The following is a 17,672-nucleotide window of genomic DNA, read 5'->3' as shown; positions in this document are numbered from 1 at the left end:
GCTTTCTAAGAGCCATTGGGGTTGTCAGCTCAGCCTACTACACTCTAAATCTTGGATTGCTTCACCTTCACCCTCAGCCTGTTCAATCGGTGCTCGTCTCGAAATCACCAAATAAGCGAAAGGTACAACATAGAGTGAAAACAAGGTACCAACACTCATACCACTGATAATAACAAGGCCTAACTGCCGCCTGCTTTCGCCTCCAGCTCCACCTGCTAAGGTCAGGGGTAGTGCACCTAGCACCATAGCCAAGGTGGTCATCAGGATAGGGCGCAGACGGATGCGGGCGCTATCTCTAATTGCTTGTGCTTTTGACTTACCTAATTTGAGCTGCTGATTGGCAAATTCAGTAATCATAATACCGTGTTTTGTAATCAGACCAATCAAAGTAACCATACCTATGTTGGTGTAAATCGACATGTTTTCGCCGAATAAAAAGAGAGCGCAGATAGCACCAACCAAGCAGAGAGGAACGGAAAAAAGGACAATTAAGGGGTCGATAAAGCTCTCAAACTGCGCTGCCAGGACAAGATAAATAAAAAGTAAGGCGAGCAAAAAGGCGTAGAGGCTTGAATCAGATGATTCGATGTAATCCTTCACAGAACCAATAAAACGGTACTGAACATCATCAGGAAGCTTTGCTTTTAAAAGCTTTTTAACATCTCTAATGATTTCATTCAGATGAGTACCTGGAGTCAATTCAGCAGTAATATTTGCGGCGCGTAGCCGGTTTAAGTGGGGTAGGCTGTCTGGGCCTATCGTATTGTTAATCTGAATCAGGGTGGATAAGGGAATCATACGTCCACGTCCACTTTGTACATAAAGCTTATTTAATACAGAGACATCACGGCGCTCAGATTGTTGCAGTTGTAAGATGACCTTATAGGATTGACCATCATAATTAAAGTTAACAGGATTAGAACCACCAAGCATAGTCGATAGTAGTTCTGCTACATCGGCCAGATTAACATCCAAATCAGCAGCTAACTGCCTGTCAATTTCAATATCAATTTGCTCGCTATCAAGGGCTAAATTGTTTTTGACATGCCTTAGACGTCGATCATCCGATAATGCTTTAACGACTTCTGCACTAATATCATTCAACTGCAAGTAAGAGCTATTACCTAATAGAGATACGCTGAATTGGCTATTATTGCCTCCGCGATGACCAAAAGGATTGGGACTTACAGGAAAAACAGAGACTCCTGTGATTTTCTGCATTTTATCACTAAGCTCATTCGATATTTCTTTTTGCGAGCGGCTGCGCTCGTTCCAGGGGACTAGTTTTAAAAGTGTAAAGGCCGATGCCGGTTTCACCGAGGTGAGATAGGCTGCCTTTTCCGGAATTGTTTCATAAATGGCCTCAAGTTCGCGGCTGTACTTATCGGTATAACTCGTACTGGAATTGGTAGGAGAAGCTATAGGACCGATAATATAGGACTGATCTTCCATCGGGGCTAATTCAGCGCCGAGATGGAAGTAGCAAAAAAGACCTATCAGACAGAAGAAGGTTAATAAACTGATTAGACGACGCGGATGGCTCAAGGCAAAATTCAAGGTCTCCTGGTAACGGCTACCTAGGTGTTCAAAATGTTTGTCTAGCCATTTGCTATAGGAGCCATCATCCTTTTTTAACAGTCGTGAGCACATCATTGGCGATAAACTTAAAGCAATAATCCCGGAGATAATGACACTCAGCGCGAGAGTGACGCCAAATTGTAAAAACAACTTTCCAGTAAAGCCAGCAACAAAGCCCATTGGAGCGTAGACTGCTGCAAGGGTGACAGTCATTGCCAACACAACAAAAACAATCTCGTTTGACCCCTTAATGGCCGCTTGCAGAGGGTTTAAACCTTTTTGCATATGGCGATGGCAATTTTCCAAGACAACAATTGCATCATCAACGACTAAACCGATGGCCAAAACCATCGCTAAGAGGGTGAGTGTATTCAACTCAAAGCCTAGCCAATACATAGGCCAAAATGCACTAATCAAACAAATTGGGATAGTAATAATTGGGATAAGGGCGGCGCGCAGATTGCCTAAAAATAAAAAGACAACTAGACCCACAAATAAAACAGCTTCAATAAAGGTTTTATACACCTCATGAATTGACTGTTTAATGAATCGGGTCGAATCAAAAACAACTTGTATATTAAAACCTGGTGGCAGGGTTTGCCGCATAGTTGTGATGGTTTTTGTAACAGCGGCGGCTACTTCGACCGGGTTTGCTGTCGATTGAGCGAGAATCGCTAAACCAACAGCGGGCTTACCGTTAATGCGTAGTAAATTATCTTCATTTTCACTATCCACGCTGACTTGGGCAAGCTCACCTAGTCGAATAAGTTGTTTGTTTCGATGAGCAATAACCAGATCAGCAAAGTGTTTGGCATCTTGTAAACGAGCTCGGGTGACTACAGTGTAATAGCGGTTGGTGCTTTTGATTTGTCCGCTGGGAACATCAATATTCTGCTGCATAAGAGCATCTTTGACCTTGGCAACTGTCACCTGATGAGCTGCCATTCTTACCGGATCCAAGGCAATTTTAACGGCATAATCACGCCCGCCGTGATAAGTCACTTCACCAACTCCTTTAATTTCCTGGAGAATAGGTTTGATGTTACGGGTTACATAGTCAGTAATTTCCAGTGGAGTTCTAGACTTATCGTTAAAACCAATCATTGCCACCGGGTTTGCATCAGCATCATTTTTAGAGACCGTTGGCGGATTGCTATCTTTAGGAAGTTTGGCTTGCAGGGCAGAAAGCTTGTTGCGAATATCATTAACAGCTTCATTAATATCCACACCTAGCTGAAAATCTATATTGATACGGCTTTTCCCAAGCAAGCTGGTCGAACGCAGTGTATCAATACCTGAAATACCTGAGATGGCATTTTCGATAGGAATAGTAATTTCCTTTTCAACTAACTCAGGGCTCGCCCCATCAAAGTCGGTAGCAATATGGATAACTGGCTTATCTATATTAGGTAAATGTCTGAGCGGTAATTTTCCAAAATTGATCAGGCCTGCAATGACCAAAATCAAGGTGAGTACAATGGTAAATACGGGACGTTTGATACAGTGTTCAGGAAAATTAACCATAATCTCACCCTGAATGTCTATCAATAACGCGGCTGCCTTCCTTCAGCTTATGCTGGCCTCGAATAATGATGATGTCATCAGCACTTAAACCACTACAAACCTCAGTCATGGAATCATGGTGAGATCCGGTTTTGACTTTGATAGCAATAGCTCTTTTATCTCTTAAGACAAAAATTTTCTGGCCATTAATAGTTGGAATCAGGCTTTCTTCAGGGACAAGCAAGCGTTTCTTCTTTTCCCCAAACTGGTGGTTGACACGAACAAATAACCCCGTAGAGAGTTGTCGTTCTGTATTATCAATTAAAGCTTCTACGGCAATGGTACGTGTTTCCTTATCAACGGCTGGATCGATGTAATTTACAACCCCAATATAGGTTTTATTTGGAAAGGCATCTGAGCAAACTTTTACCTTTTGACCTAAATGGAGTTTTGCTAGATATCGTTCGGGCAAATTATATTCGACACGTAATTTCTGATTGGCAACTAAATGCAGCAAAGGCTGCCCGATTTTCACATATTGGCCTACACTCACCTGCCTGGAGCCCAAAGTTCCTGAAAAAGGAGCGCGTAGACTTAATTTTTCGAGCTGGGCTTTTTTAACTTTAACGGTATTTTGTTTTTCCTGCAGGTCGGCTAGGGTTTTATCCAAGGCCTGCTCTGAGGCAACACTTCGTTTTGCCAATTCTGTAGTGCGGCTATGATTGGCTTTGCTTAGGAGCAGATTGGCCTCAGCGCTGGCAAGTTGGCTTTTCAAAACTCGGTCATCTAATTGAATCAGCAAGGTTCCCTTTTTAACAAAGGCACCTGGTGTAAAGTGGATAGCCGCAATCTGTCCTGCCAATTCTGAGCTGATATCGATATTATCCGTTGAAGCCAAGCTTCCGAGAGTCTCAAATTGTTCAGCGAGGATTTTTTCAGTAACGGGTGAAGTTTCTACAGTAATAGTTTTGATTTCATTGGTATTTGACTTAGCTTTTTTTTGATGAGAAATAAAGGAATAAGTGGAAATTAGAATAACCAAGATTGTCACGGGTAGCGCGATTGGTCGGTATTTCATGCATTAGCTAGCCAAGAGCAAAATTAGCGGTGGATTATAAAACACTTTGAGTTAACTTTCAAAAATTGCGCTTTTTGCTTTCAACATCTCAGAAAAAATTCGAATTCCCGTGGCTTGACCGCGGGATCTGGCCGTGGTGAAAGCTGCATGGACCCCGCGGCCAAGCCGCGGGGATTCAGAACGAATTAGAAGATTTCTATTTTTTGTCCCGTATAAGACAATAGAAACTCAAGCCCGAAAATTACTCAGCACTATCCTGCTCTAACCAACCTGTCAGTACTTCAATAATCTTACGTGCCTGATCTTCACTGGAAATATTGAATTTTGATTTCATCCAATATTGATTGTTTTTCTTTTGATAACGTCTAATTGAATATTTTACTGATCCATAATCCTGCTTACTATTATCCCAATCCTGATAGCGGAACATGATGGTAGTCCAGGCACCCTTCGATAAGACATGTTTGCCCAATTCACGGGTTTTTTCGTTGCCATCTTCGCTAAAGGCGATAGTCAAATCATCAATCGAGTCACTCATGTCAATTTCCAATATCTAAGTTAATCGATGGATTGTAGTTTGCCATTAACAAAAGTCAAGGTAATCGGCGATTGATATTGGCCTGGCTGATAAATCCAGATTTGTGGTTTAGTATTGGACTGAAGTGGCTGATTAATGAAAGAATTATTCACCACGGAAGGGTTACCACAGGCACCATAAACCTTAGATGCAGGATCGCCAACCTGAATACTCACCCCACCGCAGACAGAAAATGCATTAGTACTGCTGCCATTAATGTTCACTGAATAAACCTTGTTATTGATGATATTAACTTGCAATTGGCTTCCACCAGTTGTTCCTGTAGGGATTGCCCAGGTACCATAGAATGCCTTCTGAGAACCCATGTTGTTGAACATAAGCTGTTGCATAGGTACTTGTTGCATGATGGGTTGGTTAGAATCCTGCTGGCTTATTGGTTGCCCACAAGCAGCAATCACCTGATCAGGTGTCATGCCCAGATTGATGTAACCGTGATTTTCTGGGCAATAGTAAGATTGAGTTGCTGCTAAAGCATTCAATGAGACGGAAATTAATCCTAAAGCTACAGCTAATCGATTAGTCATGAGCTGATCCTAAATGGTCGCTTTGATCCAAGTATAGTTCTCTCTTTCTATTTTTGCTGGGACAAAAAAGATCTTTTTTTCAAGGCTCTAAACGAGTCTTACAGGCAGAGAGGCACTCATGAACAATGTAATCGCTTTCAAAATAATTAAAACGAGAAGGGGCGAGAAATCAAAGCCTGAAATCTCAGGTAGTATACTGCGTCCCAACGCTAGAACAGGATCGGTGATGGTTCTGATTACTTCCTCAGCAGGGTGTTTCCAATCGGGCTTGACCCAACTCATGATAACCCGGATCAAAATCAAATAAAAAAGCAGATTACAGGGCTGAGAAACGAGATCAGTGATAACAAATAAAAATAAATAACCTAAAGGCATCAGGGTTTTATAGAGTATAAAGCCAATAAGAAGATATTTAATAATTTCAGCAATCACAATTACCGTCAGGCAAGCCCAGTCATAGCGAGAAGGTTGGGTACTTTTAGTGGGTAGTTTATCGCTGATTGGTTTGACAAAGGCGTCCGTTAGGGAGTTTACCGACTGGCTTACAGAGTGTAAGGGACTGATTTTGTAGTAGCGCAGAAACATTCGCGCCCACAATAGCAGAAAAAGTAAACTAAAAAACATAGATACCAGAAAATGACCAACAGCTATAAAACCTGACATTTTATCCTCGCAAGTAGTTCGGGCCTTGGCCCAACAATTATGATTTTCCTAATTCTTTAGCACGTTTGTAGGCCGCATCCATCGCTTCAAACAGTAATTTAGCAAATCCCTGCTGTTCGAGTATAGCGATTGCAGCAGCTGTTGTGCCAGCAGGAGATGTAACCTTTTTTCGTAACTCATCGATTGCAAGTTGAGATCCGCTGGCCAATTCAACGGCCCCGCTTACAGTTTGCAGGGCAAAACGTCTAGCTATTTCATCATTAAGGCCTAATTTTATGGCAGCGTCAATCATTGCTTCCAAAAAGTAAAAAACATAGGCTGGTCCACTGCCTGATAAAGCAGTAAAGGCATCAATATCTTTTTCCTCTTTGACCCAGGAGATAATGCCGGAACATTGAAACAGTTCTTCGGCCCAACTTTTTTGTGTTGGGCTGACATGATGATTGGCGATCAACGGTGTTGCCCCTTTTTCTATTGAGATCGGAATATTAGGCATGGAACGTATTATGCCTTGTCCCTCAGCACAATATTGCTCCAACCAGCTTAGGCTAATACCCGCTGCGACAGAGATTAACAGGCAGTGTTTCGGCAGAACTGTTTTAATCAACTGTAAAACTTCAGCGACCTTAGCGGGTTTAACAGCCAAAATGACTATATCAGCATCGGTAACGCCGATTGAGTTATCAGAATGGGTAAGGATTCCTTCAAGGGTCTGTCCTTCCGGCAAAGAGGGGGAGGTGGCGCTAATTTGATAGCTGCCCTGTTTACACAGGCCATGAGCGATTGCTTTTGCCATATTGCCAAAGCCAACAAAACAAATTTTCATGTTTATGCTTCCCTTATCTAGTATCTAGGACGCTCACCAAAGATTGCCCTACCAATACGCAACATTGTGGAGCCCGCACGGATGGCGGCAACTATATCATCGCTCATTCCCATCGATAAGGTATCCATCGATAAATTGAGATCCTTATTGAGTTGATTAAATAGTCTAGTCAATCTTAATAGGCTTTCGTATTGCTGCTGTTCATCGCTTTGTGGCTTAGGAATGGCCATTAAGCCACGTAAGCGCAGTCGGGGTAGTTGCTGCACCTGGCGAGCTAACTCAGCAACCTGCTGTGGAGCAAGGCCTGATTTGCTTTCCTCATTATCCAGGTTTACTTGCAGGCAAAGATTAAGCGCTGGCAGACTTTCAGGGCGGTGTTGTGCAAGGAGCTTAGCTATTTTTTCACGGTCTAGACTATGCACCCAGCTAAAATTCTCAGCAATGGCCTGTACTTTATTGCTTTGAATAGGGCCAATAAAATGCCAATTTAGAGCTAAATCGGCTAAGGAATGCATTTTCGCCTGAGCTTCTTGTAAATAATTCTCCCCAAAATTAACAAGCCCTGTGGCAAAGGCTTCACGAATTGCATTGGCAGGCTGTCCTTTGCTTACAGCCATGAGTTGAATAGCCTCTGGTTCACGTTGGCATGATTTGGCTGTATTGATGATAACTTGTTGGATTTTAAAAACTTGTTCGGCGATAGTCATAGCAGCTCTTTCAGACCAAAAGCCCAAAGATAGCAGGACTTTGCTAAAACCCCAAAAATTAGTTAGGCTCGCTACCGGCAATTCAACAAAGGGAATCTTATGGATATTCAGGAATTATTAAAAAGTGCCGTTCAACAAGGGGCTTCTGATTTACATCTTTCTGCTGGGCTAGCGCCTTTTTTCCGCGTTAATGGGGATTTATTTCGCGCTAATTTACCTATTTTGCACCACGACGATCTTGTCAAAGTGGTTAATGGCCTTATGAATGATAGGGACAGAGAGAATTTTGAACAAAATAGGGAAATTGATTTCTCCTTCGAAATCGCTGGCTTGTCGCGATTTCGTGCCAACCTATTCATGCAAACCCGAGGAGCCGGAGCCTCTTTTCGACTCATCCCCACTACAGTTCCAAACATAGAAACCTTAGGTTTAACCTCTATTTTTAAGGAAATAGCTCCTTATACAAAAGGTCTTGTATTAGTGACCGGTCCAACAGGCTCTGGTAAAACAACTACGGTAGCAGCAATTCTTGATCAGATTAACCAAAGCACTCAGCAGCATATTTTAACAATTGAAGATCCGGTGGAATTCTTCCATCAACAAAAAAAATGCTTAGTTAATCAAAGAGAAGTCAATAAGAACACCCTCAGTTTTAGTACTGCTCTACGCTCAGCTCTGCGCGAAGATCCTGATGTGCTATTTATCGGTGAATTACGTGATGAGGAAACAATCCGCTTGGCCATGACTGCTGCTGAAACAGGGCATCTTGTCTTCGCAACCTTGCATGCAAATTCAGCCGCAAAGGCGATTAACCGCATTGTTGATGTGTTTAGGGGGGAGGAAAAAGCCTTGGTTCGCTCACTTCTCTCTGAGTCCTTGCAGGCAGTCATTGCCCAGACTCTATTGAAATCAACAAAGGGAGGGAGGATTCCCGCCTTTGAGCTCATGCTTTGCAACAGGGCTATTCGAAATTTGATTCGTGAAGATAAAATTGCGCAGATGTACTCGGTGATTCAGACGGGACAAACCCAAGGCATGCGAACGCATGATCAACATTTAGTTCAATTGCTAAACGCTAACCTGATAAGTCGCCAGACAGCAAGAGACGCTGCGGTAAATAAGGTGTTATTTTAAAAAAATTCTTTGTCCCTTCAGGGGCATAGGCGTCAAGCTAAGCTTCCGATGCCTACGCCCCTCACTGCCATTAAGTTAACGTCAGTTATGGATAAGAATCATTTAAACTCTTCGATAAATCAAAGTACTCTTCGTTAACAGCGCCCAAAAATGCTCGAATTAGCCCTGCTAGTCCTGCGCTTTTTGGGCGCTTTTGCCTCGATTACTTTGATTTCTCTCGATTTTAAACGATTCTTATCCATAACTGTCGTTAAGTTAAGGAAGGTTATGTCATTCCCGCGAAGGCGGGAAACTATTTCTAGCTAAGCACAGTGCCAATGTAGAGATGGTTTCCCGCCTTCGCGGGAAGGGCAAATGCCCTTAATTTAATGGCAGTGCCTATGCCCCTCAGGGGAGAAGGTGCCCGAAGGGCGGACGAGAGCTACGCCAACTCAGGCATTCTTCTGCAATTCAATCAGCTGACTAATACCATGTTCAGCTAAAGTCAGCATGCTATTTAGCTCTTCACGATTAAAGCTTTTATCTTCGGCAGTTCCCTGAACTTCAATAAAATGCCCTTCTTCGTTCATGACAACATTCATATCTGTTTCTGCTAATACATCTTCAGCATAGTCCAGATCCAGTACAGGCTGGCCACGGTAAATTCCAACTGAAACTGCAGCTACGTAATTAAAGGTAGGCATCTTGCGTAATTTTTCTCGTGCAACCATCCAATTGAGAGCATCTTTCATAGCAACGCAGGCTCCAGTGATTGCTGCAGTGCGGGTACCGCCATCGGCTTGAATGACATCGCAGTCAATAGTTAAAGTGACTTCACCCAAAACTTTTAAATCAATGCAGGCACGTAGTGAGCGGCCAATCAGTCGTTGAATTTCAAGTGTTCTACCGCCTTGTTTGCCCCTGCTTGCTTCGCGTTCTGTACGACTATGAGTAGCTCGAGGCAACATACCATATTCAGCAGTAATCCAGCCTTGATTCTTACCTTTCAGGAATCGTGGTACACCATCAACAACAGAGGCATTGCATAAGACACGGGTCTGGCCAAACTCTACTAGAACAGAGCCTTCAGCATGATTGGTAAAGTTACGGGTAATTTTGATTGGTCGTAATTGATTGGGTTCGCGATTGGAGGGGCGCATAATAATCCTCGATAATAAAATGGCCAAGTATAAACCTTTCACTAGGACTATGCACCTACTTGATACTATGGTTTAAAAGCGTTCGATACGAAACATTTAGGCTTGCATTTGTACAGATTTAGTTTATAGTCGCCCAACCTTGGAATAGTTGACCTTGAAATTATGACTTACAGCATGACAGCTTTTGCCCGGGTCCAGAAACAGTTTGACACAGGTGTTTTCTGCTGGGAAATTAGATCAGTAAACCATCGTTATCTGGATGTATCCTTCCGTATGCCGGAGGCGTTTCGCTATCTGGAAACTCCACTTCGTGCGATGATGCGCGGTAACTTAAGTCGTGGTAAATTAGAATGCCAGCTTAAATTTCAAGATGTTAGCACTGGCAGTCAAGCTATGCACATCAACGATAATTTAGTTAATGGCCTGATTGAAGCGGGTAATAAATTAGCTGAGTCAAAATTCTTGGCTAATGATTTATCTCTGACCGCAGTTCTTGGTTGGCCTGGTGTTATAGAGATTACTCAACCAGATATTGAGGCGCAATCCAAATATGTGGAGCAATTATTTCGAGACGCCCTGACTCAACTGGTGCAGATGAGGAAAACTGAGGGGCTGGCCTTGAAAGCTCATATCCAAAATCGTCTGGAAAAATTAGCGGTTGAGGTCAAAGGAGCAAAACAGCAAGCGGGTATTTCGCTAGCACAGACACGTGATAAATTGTTAACTCGTCTTGGCACGCTGTCATTAGAAATAGATAGCTCTCGTATTGAACAGGAAATTGCATTGATGCTAGCGCGACTGGATGTTAGTGAAGAGTTGGATCGTTTAGAAACGCATCTTGCAGAAGTTGCAAAGTCACTGGAAGGTTCCGAAGCAGCTGGGCGTCGACTGGATTTTCTAATGCAGGAATTAAATAGGGAAGCAAATACCCTAAGTTCCAAATCCGATTCAGTGGCCCTGACACAAAGCGCTGTGGAAATGAAAGTATTAATCGAACAAATGCGTGAACAAATTCAAAATATAGAGTGAAAATTATGGCTGACTACTATCCAGGTAATTTACTAATAGTTGCTGCACCTTCAGGTGGTGGGAAAACTAGTTTAATTAAAAAATTAGTGAGTACTTTGGATAAGATAGAAGTCTCAACTTCACATACAACTCGCAAGATGCGCCCTGGTGAACAAAATACAGTCGATTATTTTTTTATTGATGAGTCGCAATTTCAGGAAATGATCAAGGAAAATGCATTTATAGAATATGCCCGGGTCTTTAATAATTATTATGGCACCTCCGTTGCCCAGATTAATTCACGCTTGCAAGCAGGGATTGATGTTGTTTTAGATATTGATTGGCAGGGAGCTCAGCAAATCAGAACGATATTCACGGACGCAGTCTCAGTCTTTGTGCTTCCACCTTCGCTGGAAATTTTACAACAGCGCCTATGTGACAGACGACAAGATAATCAGGATGTCATTGATGATCGCATGCATCGCGCGCAGGCAGAACTAAGTCATTTTGCCGAGTTTGATTATCTGATAGTTAACGATGATTTTGATAAGGCGGCAATGGAATTACAGGCAATTGTTATTGCAAATCGCCTAAGAATGGGGCGCCAGAAGGGGGCGCAAGGAAAATTACTTTCTTTCCTTCTTGCATCACAGTAAAATAGAACGTTTTTTAGCTAAAAATTAGGCAAAGCTAGCCTTTGTCATGTAGATTCCGGAGGATAAAATGGCGCGTGTAACCGTAGAAGATTGTTTAGAGCATGTAGCAAACCGTTTTGAATTAGTAATGGTTGCTACAAAGCGCGCGCGTGCTATAGCTGTGCGTGGTGAGCAGCCTTTGGTTGAGTGGGAAAATGATAAACCAACTGTAGTCGCGCTTCGTGAAATTGCTGAAGGTTTGATCACACCTGAAATACTTAACGAAGACTAGACGCTTTTATATTTCTACTAGGCTGGAACCCAAGAGCTGGTTTTCTGCGCTCGGTTAGTCACATACTGATGTATGCCCCGTTAAGGTGCTCGAAAATCAGCCCTTGGGCACTCAGCCTAGCGAAGTCTAAACAGCTTCTAGAAAACGATGAGGGTGAACTTGTCGTTCCCGCGAAGGCGGGAACCTATTTTTAGCTAAGCACAGTGCTAATTTAGGAATAGATTCCCGCCTTCGCGGGAATGACAAATCTAATCTAAACAAGCTAAAGCTGGATTTGTTATTCCTTTTACTTGAAAATCGAGTTACCTGGACTCATTCATATAGTATATGTTGACGAAATCTGCTGTTGGCCCAATGTTGGCGGTAGTTGAATTAGGGGAGTATGGCGTGAGCTACTTTAAGGAGTTAGACGAAGAGCTTAAATGCTACCTTGAGCAGCCGCTTATTGAAAAATGCTATCAAGCTTATCTGGTCGCCGAAAAAGCACATCATGGTCAGATGCGCCGTTCTGGCGAACCCTATATTACTCATCCTGTTGCAGCCGCTCTAATCCTTGCTCGTATGCGCTTGGATTATCAGACCATTATGGCAACCTTGCTGCATGATGTCGTTGAAGATACCTCCATTTCTAAAGATGATTTGACCTTGCAATTTGGTGAAGATGTTACTGCCTTAGTCGATGGTGTAACTAAATTAACTAAGATTAAATTTGAATCGAGGGCCGAAGCACAGGCAGAAAATTTCCGTAAGATGGTGCTGGCCATGGTCAAGGATATCAGAGTCATCATTGTTAAATTGGCTGATCGCTTTCATAACATGCACACCTTAGGCGTGATGCCAGCAGTTAAGCGCCGACGCATTGCTATTGAAACCCTGGAGATCTATGCGCCAATTGCTAACCGTCTTGGTATGCATGCTATTTATACTGGCCTTGAAGATTTGGGATTTCAGGCGCTTTATCCCATGCGTTACCGGGCAATTAAATCTGCGGTGGAAAAATCCCGTGGAAACCGTCGTGAATTAACGCAAAAAATTGAGCAGGACTTGGAACAAGCCTTGCACCAACTGAACATTCCCTATGAGCATGTTTTTGGCAGGCAAAAGCATTTATACAGTATTTATCGCAAAATGCGTCAGAAAAAAGCTTCTTTTACCGAAATAACCGATGTTTTCGCTTTCAGGGTCATTACAGAAGATATTGACTCCTGTTACCGAGTGATGGGGGCCTTGCACCGAACCTATAAGCCTGTGCCACAGCGCTTTAAAGACTATATAGGTATTCCAAAAGCAAACGGTTATCAATCCCTACACACTACGCTGTTTGGCCCCTTTGGTGTTCCGCTTGAAGTACAAATCCGTACTCGTGATATGGATAAGGTGGCTGAAAATGGTGTTGCCGCGCATTGGATCTATAAATCAACAGGCTTGGAAGTGAACGAAGCCCAATTACGGGCGCGCGAATGGGTGCAACGTTTGCTGGAAATGCAGCGCAGTACAGGAAGTTCTCTGGAATTCATTGAAAATGTCAAAATTGATCTCTTCCCCGACGAAGTTTATGTTTTTACCCCTAAAGGACATATCATGGAATTGCCTAAGGGAGCAACGCCAGTTGATTTTGCCTATACGGTTCACTCGGGTGTAGGGAATAGTTGTGTAGCGGCGAAGGTTAATCGTCGCTTGGTTCCCCTAAGTATTCCGCTAACTAATGGCCAAACAGTGGAAATTATTACTGCTCCAGGCGCACATCCTAATCCTGCCTGGTTGAATTTTGTGGTTACAGGCAAAGCGCGCTCAAACATCCGCCATTTTTTGAAAAGCCAGCAGCATGCTGAATCCATCGTATTGGGTAAGCGCTTGCTTGAGCAATCCCTTTCTGAATTAGGCAGTGACTACGTCAAGGTACCACCAGAAACCTTACAGGCCTTGCTGCATGATTTAACTTACAAATCGGCTGATGAGTTGCTTTATGCCTTGGGAATCGGTAATCAGATGCCAATGGTTATCGCAAAACGCCTGGTCATAAATCAAGAGAGCAATGAGCTTGATAAATCAGCAAAAAGCCGTCCCTTAGCAATTAAAGGGACAGAGGGTATGGTGGTTCATTTCGCAGATTGCTGTCAGCCTATTCCGGGTGATAACATCGTGGGTCGATTTCAACAAGGACGGGGAATTATTGTGCATGCTAGTGATTGTCCAAACATCAACCAAAGCCGTAGCAATCTGGAACAGCTAGTTCCACTACGTTGGGATGAGCAGGTTGAAGGTGAGTATTGGGTGGATATTACTGTTGAAGTAGCAAACCAAAGGGGAGTGCTTGCAGCTTTGGCTACTGCTATTGCTGAGGCAGAATCCAATATCGGTAATATTAATGTTGATCCCAGAGATGGACGGCATAATGCGGTAACTTTTTCTATTAGTGTACGCGACAGAACCCATTTGGCGCGGGTGATGCGTCGTTTGCGTGCCAACAAGGTGGTTATGCGCCTCTATCGTAAAAAGCAGGGAGAATAATTGATGCAACCTATTCATACTGATTTAGCACCAGCTGCAATCGGAACCTATAGTCAGGCTGTTCGCTGTGATAATACTGTTTATTTGTCAGGACAAATTCCTCTTGACCCTACAACAATGCAACTCTGCAGCGATGAAATTCGCATGCAAATTAACCAGGTTTTTGATAATTTGTCAGCTGTCTGTGAGGCAGCAGGTGGCAGTTTGGCTCATTTGGTTAAAATAAATGTGTACCTGATAGACTTGAATCATTTTCCCTTGGTTAATGAAGCGATGACCCGTTATTTTGCTGAGCCTTACCCAGCCAGAGCTGCTATTGGTGTCTCCGCCTTACCTCGTGCTGCTCAAGTGGAAGTTGATGGTATTATGGTGCTCAATACAAAGAGCAACGGCTGAAATTGTGAGTGATAAACAATACGCCCAAACTGGGCGTTCTATGTTCATTATTGCCTGGCTGTTCCTATTTTTTCTGATGTTCCTGTTTTTCCGCTATTACAATGGAGAAGCACACGGTTCTTACCAGATTAACCATGGAATGGTCATGATTACGCCTGGCGAAGATGGTCATTACTATGTAAAAGGGCAGATTAACGAGCACCCAGTTGAGTTTTTGGTTGATACTGGCGCAAGTCTGGTAGCTATTCCGCAAAAGTTGGCGGAACAGTTAAATTTACAGGGGCGTTATGAAATGACCGTTTCTACTGCGAGCGGAGAGGTTACAGGCTCCCTGACTCGACTAAATCAGCTTAGTTTTGGCGGATTTAATTTAACTGACGTGAAAGCAGTGATAGTTCCGGGTAGCGATGACGACACAATATTGTTAGGCATGAATGTCTTATCCCAATTTAATTTATCGCAGGAAAAACAGCGTTTGATTATAAAAAAGGACTAAGATATAGAATCTCTTCGCCCCTCTGGGGAGAAGGTGCCCGCAGGGCGGATGAGGGAATATCAACCCCTTTCTTTTGGCAGCAACAAGATTAAAGAGTTTGTATGAGTATAATTTCCCTGAACAATGTAACCCTAAATTTAGCTGGCAACCGTTTGCTTGATCAGGCTGATTGGCAAATTCAGCCGCAAGACCGAATCGCTCTGGTAGGGCGCAATGGTGCAGGGAAATCATCACTGTTACGCTTGTTGCAAGGTGAGCTGGTAGCTGATAGCGGTCAAGTCCAGCAGCTCAACGGTTTGCGGGTTGCAGGTTTAATGCAAGAAGTCCCCATCGAAGCTAATAATCAATCAGTCTATAATTTCCTAGTCAAAGGACTCGGTGAAGCCGGCGAAGTCCTTGCTCAGTTTCATCAACTATCAATGACTAATAAGGATTTAGCAGCCTTAGCCAGCTGCCAGCAGCAAATGGACAACTTACATGCCTGGGATCTATTGCCGCGGGTCGAAATGATGGCAAGCCGCTTAGGGTTAGACTCCAATGCAGAAATGAGCCGTTTATCTGGTGGTATGAAACGCCGCGCTCTTCTCGCTGCTGCGCTAATTGCTGCCCCCGATCTCTTACTGCTCGATGAGCCAACTAACCATCTGGACGTTAATGCAATTGAGTGGCTGGAAGCCTATCTTAGAAGTTACAGCGGCAGCTTGTTGGTAGTAACCCACGACCGCGAATTTTTAGGACAGGTTGCTAATCGTATTGTCGAAATTGATCGAGGTAAGCTCTATGGCCACGATTGTGATTATGAAACCTATCTAGATCGCCGCGAAGCCATGCGTCTGAGCGAGCAAAAGCATAATGATCTGTTTGACAAGCGCTTGGCTGAGGAAGAGGCTTGGATACGCACAGGTATTAAAGCACGGCGTACGCGCAATGAGGGTAGGGTGCGAGCGCTTAAAGCGATGCGCGACCAATACAAGGCGCGTCGAGAACAATTGGGCAAGGTACAATCTCTGAGCCTCGATGTCTCGCGCTCTGGTTCCCTGGTTATCGAGGCGAAAAATTTAAATTACAGCATTACCGATAAAACACTGCTTAAGGATTTTTCCTTCTTGCTTACACGCGGAGACAAGGTTGGCATCATTGGCCCAAACGGCTGTGGTAAAACAACCCTTGTACGTTTGCTATTAGGTGAGCTAACACCCAATTCTGGCTCCGTTCGCCTTGGTACTGCTTTAGAAGTCGCCTATTTTGATCAATTACGCCGAAAATTGGATGAAGAGCAAACGGTGATGGCTAATGTTGCTGACGGGGCTGATTACGTCACAATCAATGGCAAACAAAAGCATGTCGCCTCTTATCTACGAGAATTTTTATTCCCCCCCGAGCGTTTTAATCAAGCGGTCGCTACCCTATCTGGAGGGGAGCGCAACCGTTTGCTCTTAGCTAAATTATTTGCCAAACCGGTTAATCTCTTGGTTATGGATGAGCCCACAAATGATTTGGATATTGAAACCTTAGAGCTGCTCGAGACTATGCTGATGGAATACGCTGGAACCTTGATATTGATAAGCCATGACAGGGCTTTTATCAATCAGGTTGTTACCTCGGTGTTGGTCCATGAAGGGGAAGGAAAGTTCAACGAATATGTTGGTGGTTATGATGATTATCGTAACCTCAAGAAGCAGCAACGTGAACAGGCGGCACCTGCTAAACCTGCAACAAAACGTGTAAGCAACTCAGCAAAATTGAGCTTTAATGAGCAAAGGGAACTTGCACAATTACCGCAAAAGATCGAAGCGCTAGAGCAAAAAATTGCGGCCTCGCAATTAAAAATGACTGAGCCAGGATTTTATCAACAAGAGGCTCAAGCACTGAGTGCGCACAATCAACAATTAGCTAAGGATGAACAAGAGCTTGCTGAACTTTATGCGCGCTGGGAAGCCTTAGAGGACAGAGGATAAGCGATGAACGATAATACCTTAGCCCTCTCGATTGTTGTTCTGACTTGTTCGATAGTCGTGTTTTTTGCTAAGGAATTTGGTGAGGGAATTAAGAAAATCATGTCGATTCGAGGCATGCCACTTTTTCTACCTCTATCACTCACCACCCTGTTTGTTGTTTATTATGAAGCTAATGTGGTCACAGTATTAACAGGACTTCAGTCTTTATTGTCATTGCTTATAGAAACTCTGGCCTCCTTGCTACCCTTCAAACGCTTGGCAAACTTTATGGCCAATATTTTGGTAATAACGGCTTTCCCCTTTCTTCCCGTTCTGGTTATCAAAGCCTGGTATAAACGAAAGTCTTTTAATACCTTTAAATATGAGGGTATAACCCTACTGTTTGTCTGGTTATTTTTGGTCTTACTTATAATCACTGATTATGATTATTAAACTGTCTCGTCATCCCGAACTTAGAGAAGGATCTCTGGGATTGGCACGGTGTCTCATTCAGGAGACCCTTCATTAGGTCCTCAAAGACGTACGTCATGTCGAACGTAAAGAGATATCTCCTGAGTCTAGCACTGTGCTAATCCCGGAGATCCCTCACTCTGTTCGGGATGACGGGGGGCTATTACGCTCGAAAG

Annotated in this window: 17 protein-coding genes; 9 read left to right on the top strand and 8 right to left on the bottom strand. The window is 43.4% G+C overall.

The annotated features are described in order from the left end of the window. Window positions 1-24: 24 nt before the first annotated feature. The 7 genes from BN1094_RS09480 to BN1094_RS09450 all read right to left on the bottom strand — a co-directional run bounded on the left by BN1094_RS09480 (window position 25) and on the right by BN1094_RS09450 (window position 7,477). Entirely contained in the window at window positions 25-3,102 is a 3,078-nt protein-coding gene (locus tag BN1094_RS09480; RefSeq protein WP_043874174.1) for an efflux RND transporter permease subunit, read from the bottom strand. 4 nt (window positions 3,103-3,106) lie between these two features. Continuing rightward, window positions 3,107-4,159, bottom strand: a complete 1,053-nt coding sequence (locus tag BN1094_RS09475) for an efflux RND transporter periplasmic adaptor subunit (RefSeq protein WP_052403222.1) — start codon at window positions 4,157-4,159, stop codon at window positions 3,107-3,109. 241 nt (window positions 4,160-4,400) lie between these two features. Next, complete coding sequence (locus tag BN1094_RS09470) at window positions 4,401-4,697, bottom strand: hypothetical protein (RefSeq protein ID WP_043874173.1); 297 nt, start codon at window positions 4,695-4,697, stop codon at window positions 4,401-4,403. A 20-nt stretch (window positions 4,698-4,717) separates the two neighbouring features. Further along, complete coding sequence (locus tag BN1094_RS09465) at window positions 4,718-5,281, bottom strand: DUF2845 domain-containing protein (RefSeq protein WP_043874172.1); 564 nt, start codon at window positions 5,279-5,281, stop codon at window positions 4,718-4,720. An 87-nt stretch (window positions 5,282-5,368) separates the two neighbouring features. Further along, window positions 5,369-5,944, bottom strand: coding sequence for a YggT family protein (locus tag BN1094_RS09460; RefSeq protein ID WP_043874171.1), 576 nt, complete (start codon window positions 5,942-5,944; stop codon window positions 5,369-5,371). Window positions 5,945-5,981: 37 nt separating this feature from the next. After that, entirely contained in the window at window positions 5,982-6,770 is a 789-nt protein-coding gene (gene proC, locus BN1094_RS09455; RefSeq protein ID WP_043874170.1) for a pyrroline-5-carboxylate reductase, read from the bottom strand. A 17-nt stretch (window positions 6,771-6,787) separates the two neighbouring features. Next, a complete protein-coding gene (locus BN1094_RS09450) occupies window positions 6,788-7,477 on the bottom strand; it encodes a YggS family pyridoxal phosphate-dependent enzyme (protein WP_043874169.1) in 690 nt (229 codons plus the stop codon). A 99-nt stretch (window positions 7,478-7,576) separates the two neighbouring features. Between BN1094_RS09450 and BN1094_RS09445 the strand changes: the two genes are divergently transcribed. Next, entirely contained in the window at window positions 7,577-8,611 is a 1,035-nt protein-coding gene (locus BN1094_RS09445; protein ID WP_043874168.1) for a type IV pilus twitching motility protein PilT, read from the top strand. 431 nt (window positions 8,612-9,042) lie between these two features. Here BN1094_RS09445 and rph read toward each other — a convergent pair whose 3' ends face one another. Continuing rightward, window positions 9,043-9,750: a ribonuclease PH gene (rph, locus tag BN1094_RS09440; RefSeq protein ID WP_043874167.1), complete on the bottom strand. Its 708-nt coding sequence runs from the start codon at window positions 9,748-9,750 to the stop codon at window positions 9,043-9,045. Between the two features lie 162 nt (window positions 9,751-9,912). Between rph and BN1094_RS09435 the strand changes: the two genes are divergently transcribed. From BN1094_RS09435 to BN1094_RS09400, 8 genes are all read left to right on the top strand, one after another. Then, on the top strand, window positions 9,913-10,779 hold the full coding sequence (locus BN1094_RS09435; RefSeq protein WP_043874166.1) for a YicC/YloC family endoribonuclease: 867 nt from the start codon (window positions 9,913-9,915) through the stop codon (window positions 10,777-10,779). 5 nt (window positions 10,780-10,784) lie between these two features. Next, entirely contained in the window at window positions 10,785-11,414 is a 630-nt protein-coding gene (gene gmk / locus BN1094_RS09430; protein ID WP_043874165.1) for a guanylate kinase, read from the top strand. Between the two features lie 67 nt (window positions 11,415-11,481). Then, entirely contained in the window at window positions 11,482-11,685 is a 204-nt protein-coding gene (gene rpoZ, locus BN1094_RS09425) for a DNA-directed RNA polymerase subunit omega (RefSeq protein ID WP_043874164.1), read from the top strand. Between the two features lie 387 nt (window positions 11,686-12,072). Next, on the top strand, window positions 12,073-14,196 hold the full coding sequence (spoT, locus tag BN1094_RS09420) for a bifunctional GTP diphosphokinase/guanosine-3',5'-bis pyrophosphate 3'-pyrophosphohydrolase (RefSeq protein WP_043874590.1): 2,124 nt from the start codon (window positions 12,073-12,075) through the stop codon (window positions 14,194-14,196). Window positions 14,197-14,199: 3 nt separating this feature from the next. After that, on the top strand, window positions 14,200-14,592 hold the full coding sequence (locus BN1094_RS09415) for a RidA family protein (RefSeq protein WP_043874163.1): 393 nt from the start codon (window positions 14,200-14,202) through the stop codon (window positions 14,590-14,592). Window positions 14,593-14,596: 4 nt separating this feature from the next. Continuing rightward, window positions 14,597-15,088 (top strand): retropepsin-like aspartic protease family protein, encoded by a 492-nt coding sequence (locus BN1094_RS09410; protein ID WP_043874162.1) that lies wholly within the window; start codon window positions 14,597-14,599, stop codon window positions 15,086-15,088. A gap of 101 nt (window positions 15,089-15,189) precedes the next feature. After that, window positions 15,190-17,046, top strand: a complete 1,857-nt coding sequence (locus tag BN1094_RS09405) for an ATP-binding cassette domain-containing protein (protein WP_043874161.1) — start codon at window positions 15,190-15,192, stop codon at window positions 17,044-17,046. A 3-nt stretch (window positions 17,047-17,049) separates the two neighbouring features. Further along, window positions 17,050-17,478, top strand: a complete 429-nt coding sequence (locus BN1094_RS09400) for a hypothetical protein (RefSeq protein ID WP_043874160.1) — start codon at window positions 17,050-17,052, stop codon at window positions 17,476-17,478. Window positions 17,479-17,672 lie beyond the last annotated feature (194 nt).

It is taken from the genome of Legionella massiliensis, assembly GCF_000756815.1.
In the GTDB taxonomy this organism is placed as follows: Bacteria; Pseudomonadota; Gammaproteobacteria; order Legionellales; family Legionellaceae; genus Tatlockia; species Tatlockia massiliensis.
The sequence above is the reverse complement of the archived record's forward strand: the minus strand, read 5'-3'. Positions and strand labels throughout refer to the sequence as shown.